This window comes from Amycolatopsis kentuckyensis (assembly GCF_002155975.1).
Lineage (GTDB): Bacteria > Actinomycetota > Actinomycetes > Mycobacteriales > Pseudonocardiaceae > Amycolatopsis > Amycolatopsis kentuckyensis.
This window is the reverse complement of record NZ_MUMI01000097.1, coordinates 1-11,034: the sequence shown is the minus strand read 5'-3', so window position 1 is coordinate 11,034 and position 11,034 is coordinate 1. Positions and strand designations below refer to the sequence as shown.

Genomic DNA, 11,034 nt, shown 5'->3' with positions numbered 1-11,034 from the left:
CCGCCGGTTCGTCGCCGGCCGCGTCGTCGGCTCCGGCCCCGCCGCCTTCGCCATCGGTGGGTGCTCCGGTGCCCGCGCAGTCGGTGGCCGTCTACAACCCCGAGGGCCGCGGCGACAACACCGGCCGGGCGAAGTACGCGACCGACGGCAAGCCCGAGACGGAGTGGCGGACCGAGAAGTACAAGCAGCAGTTCCCGACCATCAAGCCGGGGGTCGGGCTGCTGGTCACGTTCGAAAACCCGATCAACCTCAGCCAGGTGAAGGTCACCGGGGGCACCCCCGGCACCAAGGTCGAGATCCGGTCGGCGACCGGGAAGAACCCGGAACTGGCGGACACGAAGGTGGTCGGCAACGGCGATCTGAAGGACGGCGAGACGACGATCCCGCTGGCTCAGCCGACGCAGGGCGAGTACTTCATCGTCTGGATCACCCAGCTGGGCGAAGTCGACGGGCAGTACCTGACCGAAATCGGCGACCTGTCCTTCCTGCCTGCGGGGTGAGTTACCCGACAGGGTCAGTAGGCTCTCCCGGGTGACAGCTGCAGCTCCCACGGATGCGGATCTGATAGCGGCTCACGCCGCGGGGGACCCTCATGCGTTCAGCGAACTCGTCCAGCGACATCGCGACCGCATGTGGGCGGTGGCCCTGCGCACGGTCCGCGACCCGGAAGAGGCCGCCGACGCGTTGCAGGACGCGTTCATCTCGGCGTTCCGCGCGGCCGGGAACTTCAGAGCGGAGTCGCAGGTCACGACGTGGCTGCACCGGATCGTGGTGAACGCCTGCCTCGACCGGATCCGCCGCCGCCAGGCGCGCCCGACCGTGCCCCTGCCGGAAACCGGCTTCAACGAGCCCGCCACGCCCCGAGACTCGATGGCCGAGCGGGAAACCAGCCTGCTCGTGCGCGAGGCGCTCGACCAGCTGCCCGAGGAGCAACGTGCCCCGATCGTGTTGGTCGACGTCGAGGGATACTCCGTCGCCGAGACGGCGAAGATGCTCGGCATCGCCGAAGGCACGGTGAAGAGCCGGTGCGCACGGGGCCGCGGGAAACTCGCGAAGGTTCTCGGGCACCTGCGGAACCCCGATGCGATTGCGAACGTCCCAACTCACGAAAGCAAACGGGCCGGGCGTCAGCCGGGTAGCGGGGAGGGACGATGACGGACGAAAGCCGGGGGATCGGGGGGACCATCGGTCCGCCCTGGTCTGTCGACGTGCTCGCCGACCTCCACGCCGGTGTCCTGGACGACACGCAGGCGGCGGAGCTGTGGCCGCTGGTCAACGCCGATCCCGAAGCCCGGGAGATCCTGGCCGCTCTCGACGCCACGCAGGCCGACCTGGCCTCCCTCGCCGACGCGCCGGCCCCGCCGATGCCCGCGGAGTTCGCCGCCCGGCTGGACGCGGCGCTGGCCGCCGAGGCAGCCGCCGCCTTTCCTGGACGAGCACAGCAGCGGCCTCAGGGCGCCACGCAGGCACCGCGGCAGGCCGGGCCCGGGGACGCCCCGGTACTGGACCTCGCGGCGGCGCGGCGACGCCGGAACAAGCGGCTCGGCTGGGCCGCCGGCGTCCTGACCGCGGCCGCGGCGGCCATCGTCGCCGTGACCATCGCGATCCCGAACACCTCGCAGCAGACAGGCACCCCGAACGTCGCGGCCCCGGCCCCGACTGGCCCGTCCGTCGGCAACGACGGCGCCGGCGCGCAGGCCCTGGTCGGCAAGGCGATCGGCGTCCGCGACTTCGGCCCGTTGCAGAACGAGGACCGCCTGGACGCCTGCATCGCGGCCGCCGGACTGGACCCGAAGGTGCGCCCCGAGGGCATCCGCCCGGTGAACGTCGGCGGCAAGGCCGGGGTCATGATCATCCTGACCACCGGCAAGCTGGCCCAGTTCCGCCTGGTGGCCTTCGGCGCCGACTGCGGGCCGGGAAATCCGGCCGTGCTGTTCGACAAGGTCGTTGGGGAGAAGTAGCGGCTGTCACGGCTGGGAACATGGCCACCTACCATCGTGTTGAGCCTGGTACACGGGTCACTACGAGCGGAGGTCACGGGTGGCTGCCGAGGAAATCAGGAACCTGATCATCGTCGGGTCGGGTCCTGCCGGATACACCGCTGCCGTTTACGCGGCGCGGGCCCAGCTTGAACCGCTGGTGTTCGAGGGCACGCAGTTCGGCGGCGCGCTGATGACGACGACCGAGGTCGAGAACTTCCCCGGGTTCCGCGACGGCATCATGGGTCCGGACCTGATGGAGGAGATGCGCAAGCAGGCCGAGCGCTTCGGCGCCGAGCTGCGCGCGGAGGACGTCGAGTCGCTGGAGCTGACCGGGGACGTCAAGTACGTCCACGCGAACGGCAAGCGCTACGCCGCCCGCGCGGTCATCCTCGCCATGGGTGCCGCGGCGCGGTACCTGAACGTCCCGGGCGAGCAGGAGCTGCTCGGCCGCGGTGTGTCGGCCTGTGCGACCTGTGACGGCTTCTTCTTCCGCGACCACGACATCGTGGTCGCCGGCGGTGGCGACTCGGCGATGGAGGAGGCGACCTTCCTGACGAAGTTCGCGAAGTCCGTCACGATCGTCCACCGGCGCGACGAGTTCCGCGCGTCCAAGATCATGCTCGAGCGCGCCCGCGCCAACGAGAAGATCAAGTGGCAGCTGAACTCGCAGATCACCGGCGTCCTCGGCGACGGCAAGGTCGAAGGCCTGCAGCTCAAGGACACCCGGGACGGCTCCGAGTCGACGCTGGACGTGTCGGGCTTCTTCGTCGCCATCGGCCACGACCCCCGCAGCCAGCTGGTGAAGGGCCAGGTCGACCTGGACGAGGACGGCTACGTCGTCACGAAGGGCAAGACGTCCTTCACCAACCTCGACGGCGTCTTCGCGGCCGGCGACCTGGTGGACCGCACGTACCGCCAGGCGATCACCGCCGCGGGCTCCGGGTGCAGCGCGGCGATCGACGCGGAACGATGGCTCGCGGAGCACGGCGAATCGGACGCGCACGAGGCGGCCGAGCTCGTCGGCGGCGGCTACGGCGCGGGCACCAACTGACTTACCGGCTTCCAACCATCCCTGAAGGAGAAACCATGGCCAACACCGTCAAGGTGACCGACGCGACGTTCGTCGACGAGGTCCTGACCAGCGAGAAGCCGGTCCTCGTCGACTTCTGGGCCACCTGGTGCGGCCCGTGCAAGATGGTCGCCCCGGTGCTGGAGGAGATCGCGGCCGAGAACGGCGAGAAGCTGACCATCGCCAAGATCGACATCGACGAGAACCCGAACACGCCGCGTGACTACCAGGTGATGTCCATCCCGACGCTGATCCTGTTCCAGGGCGGCAAGCCGGTGAAGCAGATCGTGGGCGCGAAGCCGAAGGCCGCGCTGCTGTCGGACCTCGCCGACGTCCTCTGAACCGAACAAGCCCGGCGAACCCGGGGCCTGCGGGAATCCTCCTGCGGCCCCGGGTTCGTCTTCGTTCGGGGGAATCTTCCCGACATGGGATCGATCGAGCGTGATGGTGGCCACCGCGGGTACTGCACTAACGGGTTCTTGACGCACCTACCGGGCCTACGCTGTCACCCAGAGTTGGCAAGGCACAATAGAGGACCTGGGCTCGTCCCAGCGATGGTTTTCCGAAAGTCCTGCCACGCACCGAGCCCCCGAGTCGGTGCCTGAGGAAAGAGCGAGGAGTGCATGCGGGTACTCCGCCGCGGTGACGCCGGTCCGGACGTCGCCGAGATCAGGTCCATCCTGGCCGGGATGGACCTGCTCCCGCCGGTCACCGGTACCGACGACGACTACGGCACGTTCGACGTCGCCGTCGAGCACGCCGTTCGTGCCTTCCAGCAGCGCCGTGGGCTGATGACCGACGGCATCGTGGGTCCGGCGACGTTCCAGGCGCTCAAGGGCGCCAGCTACCACCTGGGCAGCCGCCCGCTGTCGTACATGATCGCGTCCCCCGTGCACGGCGACGACGTCTTCACGCTGCAGGAGCGGCTCACCGAGCTCGGCTTCGACGCCGGCCGTCCCGACGGCTACTTCGGCCCCGCCACCGAGCGCGCCCTCAAGACGTTCCAGCGCGACATGCGCCTGACGCCGGACGGCATGTGCGGCCCGGCGACCATCCGCGAGCTGCACCGCCTGTCCTCGCCCCGGGCCCGTGGCGGGCGCCCCGTGTTCCTGCGCGAGCAGGAGCAGGTGCGCCAGGCCGGCCCGCGCCTGCGCGGCAAGCGCATCGTGATCGACCCCGGCCACGGCGGCGACGACCTCGGCGTGGTCGCCGGCGGCCTGCGCGAGGCCGACATCGCCTGGGACCTCGCCCGGCGGCTCGAAGGCCGGATGAAGGCCACGGGCATGGAGGCGCTGATCTCCCGCGGCCCGAACCACAGCCCCACCGAGCTCGAGCGCGCCAAGTTCGCCAACGACGCGGGCGCGGACCTGTTCCTCTCGCTGCACAGCGACAAGAACCCCTCGCCGCGCGCGCAGGGTGTCGCGAGCTTCCACTTCGGCAACGGCAACGGCACGACGTCCACGGTGGGCGAGCTGCTGGCCGGCTTCATCCAGCGTGAGGTCGCGGCCCGCACCGGCATGCTGGACTGCCGCACGCACTACAAGTCGTGGGACATCTTCACCCGCACCCGCTGCCCTGCGGTCCGGGTCGAGATCGGCTACCTGACGAACCCGGACGACGCCCGGAAGCTCGGCGACCCGGCGTTCCGCGACATCGTCGCGGAAGGCATCCTGATCGCCGTGAAGCGCCTGTACCTGCTCGGCGAGGGCGACCAGCCGACGGGCACGTTCACGTTCGCGGACGTCCTGGCGCACGAGCTGGCCAAGGCCGAATAGGGCCGACCACAACCCCTAGCGGCTCTCCTTCACCTGCCCCACCACCCCTGGGGACGCGACGCGCGCGTCCCCAGGTTTCGGGGCAGTTCTCCACAGGTTTTCCACCGCTCCTATCAGCGCTCTGTGGATAACTCGGCACTTCTTCCACAGTTGTGCACACCGCTGTTTCAGGCGTGCCGAAGCACAGGCGCAAACGTTTGCGAGCGAGGAATCAGGCGCGGCCGAGGCTCGGCTCGGCGGTGGTGATCGTCACCTGGCCGAGCAGCCGCTCGAGGGCCGCCTCGACGTCTTCCTTCCAGGTGATCGCCGACCGCAGCTCGAGGCGCAGGCGGGGCCACTTCTGGTGCGGGCGGACCGTCTTGAAGCCGACGCTCTGCAGGAAGGCCGCCGGCAGCACGCAACTGTGCCCGCCGTCCGGGTCCGCCTCGTCCGGGCGAGCATCGCCGAACGCTTCGATCGCGCGGACACCGCGCTTGGTCAGGTCCTTGGCGACCGCCTGGACGAGCATCCGGCCGAGGCCACCGCCGCGGAACTCCGGCAGCACCTGGAACGCGGTCAACAGGACGGCGTCCGCGCTCGGCGGCGACGTCGGGAAGGCCAGCGCGCGCGGGACCGCGTTCGGCGGGGCGTACAGCACGAACCCGACGGGCAGCGTGTCGCTGTAGACGATCCGGCCGCAGGAACCCCACTCGAGCAGCACGCTCGACACCCAGGCTTCCTTCTCGACCTCGGTCGCGCCGAACTCCTCGGCCTGGTGCTTCAGGTGGGGGGCGAGTTCCCAGTACACGCACCGCCGGCAGCTCTTCGGCAGGTGCTCCAGGTTGTCCAGTGTGACGCCCACGACGCGACGCGACACCCGCGACCTCCCTGACCTGCGCTCCCGACCGGCTGCCCCGCTCGTCAGGCCGCGCAGGATCCGCGGCACGAACACAGGAGCCATCGTCGAGGATAGGCCGATGTGACGAGCACCGAAAGGCCAGGGGGTCCTGATGGGTGCCCGGTTACACTCGATGGGATCTACCAGCTCCCGCGGGAGTGACCGTGTCCGCCTAGCCCCGGGTGAACGTCGATGACCGAGAACCGCCCCAGCAAGCCGCACAGCGGCCGCCAGAACCTCGACCCGCACCTGGAGCGGTACGCCGCGCGCACCGCCGGGATGACCGCCTCCGAGATCCGGGCGCTGTTCGCGGTGGCCAGCCGGCCCGAGGTGGTTTCGCTGGCCGGCGGCATGCCCAACCTGGCGGCGCTCCCGCTCGACACGCTGTCGGCGCAGGTGGCCGAGATCATCGCCGAAGACGGCATGGTGGCGCTGCAGTACGGCTCGGCGCACGGCGTCCCGGTGCTGCGCGAGCAGATCTGCGAAATCATGGCCCTGGAGGGCATCAAGGCACACCCGGACGACGTCGTGGTGACCGTCGGCTCGCAGATGGGCCTGGACATGGTCACGCGGCTGTTCTGCGACCCGGGTGACGTCGTGATCGCCGAAGGCCCGTCGTACGTCGGCGCGCTGGGCTCGTTCGCCGCCTACCAGGCGCAGGTCGTGCACGTCGAGATGGACGACCGCGGCCTGGTGCCTTCGTTGCTCCGGGAAGCGCTCGACCGGACGGAGAAGGCGGGCCGCCGGGTCAAGTTCCTCTACACGATCCCGAACTTCCACAACCCCGCCGGCGTCACGCTGGCCGTCGAGCGCCGCGCGGAGATCCTGGAGATCTGCCGCGAGCACGGCGTCCTGGTCGTCGAAGACAACCCGTACGGGTTGCTCGGCTTTGACGGCCAGACGTACCCGGCGCTGCGGTCGACCGACCCCGACAACGTCGTGTACCTCGGCTCGTTCTCGAAGACGTTCGCCTCCGGCCTGCGCGTCGGCTGGGTGCTGGCGCCGCACGCGGTGCGCGAGAAGCTCGTGCTCGCCGCGGAGTCGGCGACGCTGTGCCCGCCCACGTTCAACCAGATGATCGTGTCGCGCTACCTGGCCACGCACGACTGGAAGGGCCAGATCAAGAAGTTCCGCGAGAACTACCGCGAGCGGCGTGACGCCATCCTGTCCGCGCTCGACCAGTACCTGCCCCCGGGCTGTTCGTGGACCAAGCCGGACGGCGGCTTCTACGTCTGGGTGACGGTGCCCGAAGGCGTCGACACGAAGGCGATGCTGCCGCGCGCGGTGACCGCCCGGGTGGCGTACGCGTCCGGAACCGGCTTCTACGCGGACGGGTTCGGCAGCCGCCAGATGCGGCTTTCCTACTGCTACCCGACCCCGGAACGCATCCGGGAAGGCGTGCGGCGGCTGGCGGCCGTGCTGGAGTCCGAAATGGACCTGGCCCGCACCTTCGGTAACGTGAGCGCGCGCCAGATCCAGGGACCGCAGAACCCGTCTCCGGACACGGTCTAATTCTTCTTCGCTAAGGAGTTTCCACGGTGGTCGACCGTACCGTTGCCGTGCTCGCCGGCGGGCTCTCGCACGAACGCGACGTCTCCCTGAGGTCCGGGCGGCGGCTTTCCGCGGCGCTCAAGTCCGAGGGCTTCGGCATCGAGGAGTGGGACACCGACGGCGGGCTGCTGGAGCGGCTGCGCACCCAGCGCCCGGACGCGGTGGTCGTCGCGCTGCACGGCGGTGAGGGCGAGAACGGCTCGGTGCAGACGGTGCTGGAGATGCTGGGCGTGCCGTTCGTCGGCACCGGCTCCCAGGGCTGCCGTCGCGCCTGGGACAAGCCGACCGCGAAGGCGTTGGTGCAGAACGCCGGGTTCGTGACGCCGGGCTGGGTGGTGCTGCCGCACAGCACGTTCCGCGAGCTCGGCGCCCAGGCGGTGCTCGACGCGATGGTGGAGCGCCTCGGCCTGCCGCTGATCCTCAAGCCGGACCAGGGCGGCTCGGCGCTCGGCACGCAGGTCGTGCGCGAGGCGGCGGAACTGCCGGCGGCGATGGTCGGCTGCTTCGCCTACGGCGACACCGTCCTCGCCGAGCGGTTCGTGGACGGCGTCGAGGTGGCCGTGACAGTCATCGAGGGCGAGGACGGCCCCGAGGCCCTGCCCGCGGTCGAGATCGTCCCGGAGAGCGGCGTGTACGACTACACGGCCCGCTACACCGCCGGCCTGACCGACTTCTTCACCCCGGCCCGGCTCGACGACGCCGCGGCCAAGGCGGTGGCCGAGCTGGCGGTCTCGGCGCACCGCGTGCTCGGGCTGCGCGACATCTCCCGGACCGACGCGGTCGTGATGGCGGACGGCACGGTCCACTTCCTCGAAGTGAATCCGTCGCCGGGTCTCACCGAGACGTCGACGGTGCCGATGGCGATCGAGGCGGCGGGCAAGTCGCTCGGCACGGTGTTCGCCGAACTGATCGCGCGGGCCATCTCCCGCTGACTCTCACGCACGCGAAAGGCCGCCTCGGATCGTCCGTGGCGGCCTTTTTCGTGTGATCACCAACTGTGTTCGTCACGGCTCCGATGAGCAATCATCACCGTGACGAAACACCCCGGGGTGATCCCTAATCGGTTTTCGGTGTCTGATTCGTCCCGTTCGCGTCGATGATCGCGACGATCCGCTCGAGGTCGTCGACCGACCCGAATTCGAGCGTGATCCGGCCCTTGCGGCGGCCGAGGTCGACCTTCACGCGGGTGTCGAAGCGGTCCGAGAGCCGGTTCGCGAGTTCCTGCAACCCCGGCGCCTGGATCGGCTTGCGCGGCGCGGGCTTCGGCTTGGCCGGCTTCTCGCTCTTCTTGAGCGTGACGGCTTCCTCGGTCGCCCGGACCGACATGCCTTCCGCGACGATCCGCGCGGCGAGCTCTTCCTGGCTTTCGGCGTCCTCCAGCGACAGCAACGCGCGCGCGTGCCCGGCGGACAGGACGCCCGCGGCCACCCGGCGCTGCACCGGCAGGGGGAGCTTGAGGAGCCGGATCGTGTTGGTGATGACCGGGCGGCTGCGGCCGATCCGGCTCGCCAGTTCCTCGTGGGTGACCGCGAACTCGTCGAGCAGCTGCTGGTACGCCGCCGCCTCTTCGAGCGGGTTCAGCTGGACGCGGTGGATGTTCTCCAGGAGCGCGTCGCGCAGCATCGACTCGTCGGCGGTCTGCCGGACGATGGCCGGGATCGCCTCGAGCTCCGCCTGCTGCGAAGCACGGAGTCGCCGCTCGCCCATGACGAGCTCGTACTCGTCGTTCCCGAGCTCGCGGACGACGATGGGCTGCATGAGCCCGAACTCGCGGATCGAGTGCTCGAGTTCGGAGAGCGCGTCCTCGTCGAAGACCTGGCGCGGCTGCTTCGGGTTCGGCTTGATCGAGCCGACCGGGATCTCGCGGTAGACCGCGCCGGCGACCTCGCCGCTGTGCTGCTTCGCCTGACCGTTGGCCGCGAACCAGCCCTTGTCCTCGGCCGCCTTCTTGTCCGCCGCTGCGCCGTCGGCGGGCGCGGGGAGCGGACCACCGCCAGTGGGGCCGGTCGGGATCAGGGCGGCGAGGCCGCGCCCCAGCCCTCCTCGACGCTCGGTCATGTCGAACTACCCTTCTCCATCTGTGCGCCACGCTCGGCGATCTCCTTCGCCGCGTCGACGTAGCTCATCGCCCCGCGCGAACCGGGATCGTAGGCGAGCACGGTCTGGCCGTACCCGGGTGCCTCGGACACCTTCACGCTGCGGGGGATGACGGTCTTGAGCACGGTGTCGCCGAAGTGGTTCCGCACCTCGTTCGTCACCTGGTCGGCCAGCTTGGTCCGGCCGTCGTACATGGTGAGGAGGATCGTCGAGACGCGGAGTTCGCGGTTGAGGTGCTGCTGCACGAGCTCGATGTTGCTCAGCAGCTGCCCGAGACCTTCCAGCGCGTAGTACTCGCACTGGATCGGGATGAGCACCTCCTGCGCGGCGACCATCGCGTTGACCGTCAGCAGCCCCAGCGACGGCGGGCAGTCGATGAGGACGTAGTCGACGCCGATCTCGTCGAGGATCTCCGAGGAGATCGCCTCCTTGAGCCGGGACTCGCGGGACGCCATCGAGACGAGCTCGATCTCGGCGCCGGCGAGGTCGATCGTCGCGGGGACGCAGAAGAGGTTGGGGGACTGCTCGGTCGGCTGGGCCGCCTCGGCGAGCGTCACCTCGCCGATGAGCACCTCGTAGATGGAGGGCGTCCCGGACCGGTGGTCGACGTCGAGCGCGGTGCTCGCGTTGCCCTGCGGGTCGAGGTCGACGACGAGCGTCTTGAGCCCGTGGACGGCGAGCGCGGCGGCGAGGTTGACCGTGCTGGTGGTCTTGCCGACGCCGCCCTTCTGGTTGGCGACGGTCAGCACGCGACGGCGGCTCGGGCGGGGAAGCGACCCCTCCTTGGGGTGCAGCAGACGCGCGGCGCGGGCGGCTTCTTCGGCGATCGGCGTCCAGCCCACGTCGTGGCTGGTCTCCGTGGAGTCGGACGGCGGGGGATTCACCGGTCTCGACACCTCCTCCATCTAGACGTCTGGTCGGTGGTCGAGTCGCTTCGTTTCACGTGGAACATCGCGGCCCGTTAACGCTTCTTGCTCCGCGCCTTCGGCTTGTTCGCCGTCGGCAGGCGACGGATCTTCACGACCGTGCTGGGGACCTCGAGGACCGCCGCACCACACTCGACGATGAGGGGATCGGCTCCGCCGGCCTTGCGGATGGCGGCGCCGTCCCGCTCGATCTCGTCCGCCGCGCTGGCGCCCTTGAGGGCGACCAGGAAGCCATCGGGACGGACCAGCGGCAGGCACCAGTCCGCGAGACGAGCGAGCGGGGCGACCGCGCGAGCGGTGACGATGTCGGCACCACCGAGCTGCTCACGCACAGGCCGCTCCTCCGCGCGTCCACGGACGATGGTGATCGGGAGTTCCAGCTTCTCGGCCACCTCGGCCAGCCAGTCCACCCGGCGGGCCATCGGTTCGAGCAAGACGATATCGAGGTCCGGTCGCGCGATCGCCAGCGGTACACCCGGAAGCCCGGCGCCGGACCCGACGTCGACCACGCGGGCGCCTTCGACCATCTGTTCGCCGATCACCGCCGAGTTGAGCACGTGCCGTTCCCACAGCCGCTCGACTTCCCGCGGACCGATCAGCCCCCGCTCGACCCCGTGCCGCTCCAGGAGTTCGACGTACCCGGCCGCTTGGTCGAGGTGCTCACCGAACACTCGCCCCGCCGCGGCTCGCACCGCCTCCGCGGCCTCCTCCAAGCTCACTCCGTCTACTCCTCGTCCGCCGGTTTCACGTGAAACCG

Annotated in this window: 11 protein-coding genes and 1 pseudogene; 8 read left to right on the top strand and 4 right to left on the bottom strand. The window is 70.0% G+C overall.

Annotation, left to right across the window (positions count from 1 at the left end; genetic code table 11):
* The 6 genes and pseudogenes from CCN39_RS11160 to CCN39_RS11135 form a co-directional block, all read left to right on the top strand.
* Positions 1-500 (top strand): annotated as a pseudogene (locus CCN39_RS11160) (hypothetical protein); the annotation flags it as partial.
* Between the two features lie 31 nt (positions 501-531).
* Positions 532-1,155: an RNA polymerase sigma factor SigM gene (sigM, locus tag CCN39_RS11155; protein ID WP_086841008.1), complete on the top strand. Its 624-nt coding sequence runs from the start codon at positions 532-534 to the stop codon at positions 1,153-1,155.
* A complete protein-coding gene (locus CCN39_RS11150; RefSeq protein ID WP_086841005.1) occupies positions 1,152-1,961 on the top strand; it encodes an RsmA family anti-sigma factor in 810 nt (269 codons plus the stop codon). The genes sigM and CCN39_RS11150 overlap by 4 nt, the downstream gene beginning before the upstream one ends.
* Positions 1,962-2,040: 79 nt before the next feature.
* Positions 2,041-3,033, top strand: coding sequence for a thioredoxin-disulfide reductase (trxB, locus tag CCN39_RS11145; protein WP_086841003.1), 993 nt, complete (start codon positions 2,041-2,043; stop codon positions 3,031-3,033).
* Positions 3,034-3,068: 35 nt separating this feature from the next.
* Positions 3,069-3,392, top strand: coding sequence for a thioredoxin (gene trxA, locus CCN39_RS11140; RefSeq protein ID WP_003082899.1), 324 nt, complete (start codon positions 3,069-3,071; stop codon positions 3,390-3,392).
* Between the two features lie 282 nt (positions 3,393-3,674).
* Positions 3,675-4,826, top strand: a complete 1,152-nt coding sequence (locus CCN39_RS11135; RefSeq protein WP_086841001.1) for an N-acetylmuramoyl-L-alanine amidase — start codon at positions 3,675-3,677, stop codon at positions 4,824-4,826.
* A gap of 211 nt (positions 4,827-5,037) precedes the next feature.
* Here the strand turns inward: CCN39_RS11135 and CCN39_RS11130 are convergent, their stop codons facing one another.
* On the bottom strand, positions 5,038-5,682 hold the full coding sequence (locus tag CCN39_RS11130) for a GNAT family N-acetyltransferase (protein ID WP_013231060.1): 645 nt from the start codon (positions 5,680-5,682) through the stop codon (positions 5,038-5,040).
* 213 nt (positions 5,683-5,895) lie between these two features.
* Here CCN39_RS11130 and CCN39_RS11125 point away from each other — a divergent pair, with 213 nt between their 5' ends.
* Together CCN39_RS11125 and CCN39_RS11120 are read left to right on the top strand one after the other, a co-directional pair.
* Positions 5,896-7,215: an aminotransferase-like domain-containing protein gene (locus CCN39_RS11125; protein ID WP_086840999.1), complete on the top strand. Its 1,320-nt coding sequence runs from the start codon at positions 5,896-5,898 to the stop codon at positions 7,213-7,215.
* Between the two features lie 26 nt (positions 7,216-7,241).
* Entirely contained in the window at positions 7,242-8,186 is a 945-nt protein-coding gene (locus tag CCN39_RS11120) for a D-alanine--D-alanine ligase family protein (protein WP_086840997.1), read from the top strand.
* Between the two features lie 124 nt (positions 8,187-8,310).
* On the opposite strand, the gene CCN39_RS11115 is transcribed toward CCN39_RS11120, so the two are convergent.
* The 3 genes from CCN39_RS11115 to rsmG all read right to left on the bottom strand — a co-directional run bounded on the left by CCN39_RS11115 (position 8,311) and on the right by rsmG (position 10,996).
* A complete protein-coding gene (locus CCN39_RS11115; protein ID WP_086840996.1) occupies positions 8,311-9,312 on the bottom strand; it encodes a ParB/RepB/Spo0J family partition protein in 1,002 nt (333 codons plus the stop codon).
* A complete protein-coding gene (locus tag CCN39_RS11110) occupies positions 9,309-10,235 on the bottom strand; it encodes a ParA family protein (RefSeq protein ID WP_086841010.1) in 927 nt (308 codons plus the stop codon). Before CCN39_RS11110 ends, CCN39_RS11115 begins: the two co-directional genes overlap by 4 nt.
* 77 nt (positions 10,236-10,312) lie before the next feature.
* Positions 10,313-10,996, bottom strand: coding sequence for a 16S rRNA (guanine(527)-N(7))-methyltransferase RsmG (rsmG, locus tag CCN39_RS11105; protein ID WP_086840995.1), 684 nt, complete (start codon positions 10,994-10,996; stop codon positions 10,313-10,315).
* Positions 10,997-11,034: the final 38 nt, after the last annotated feature.

What these genes read in the sequence shown, in the direction of transcription:
- CCN39_RS11150 (WP_086841005.1), top strand. Translation starts at nt 1,152, where the DNA reads ATGACGGACGAAAGCCGGGGGATCGGGGGGACCATCGGTCCGCCCTGG.
- trxA (WP_003082899.1), top strand. Translation starts at nt 3,069, where the DNA reads ATGGCCAACACCGTCAAGGTGACCGACGCGACGTTCGTCGACGAGGTC.
- CCN39_RS11135 (WP_086841001.1), top strand. Translation starts at nt 3,675, where the DNA reads ATGCGGGTACTCCGCCGCGGTGACGCCGGTCCGGACGTCGCCGAGATC.
- CCN39_RS11125 (WP_086840999.1), top strand. Translation starts at nt 5,896, where the DNA reads ATGACCGAGAACCGCCCCAGCAAGCCGCACAGCGGCCGCCAGAACCTC.
- CCN39_RS11115 (WP_086840996.1), bottom strand. Translation starts at nt 9,312, where the DNA reads ATGACCGAGCGTCGAGGAGGGCTGGGGCGCGGCCTCGCCGCCCTGATC.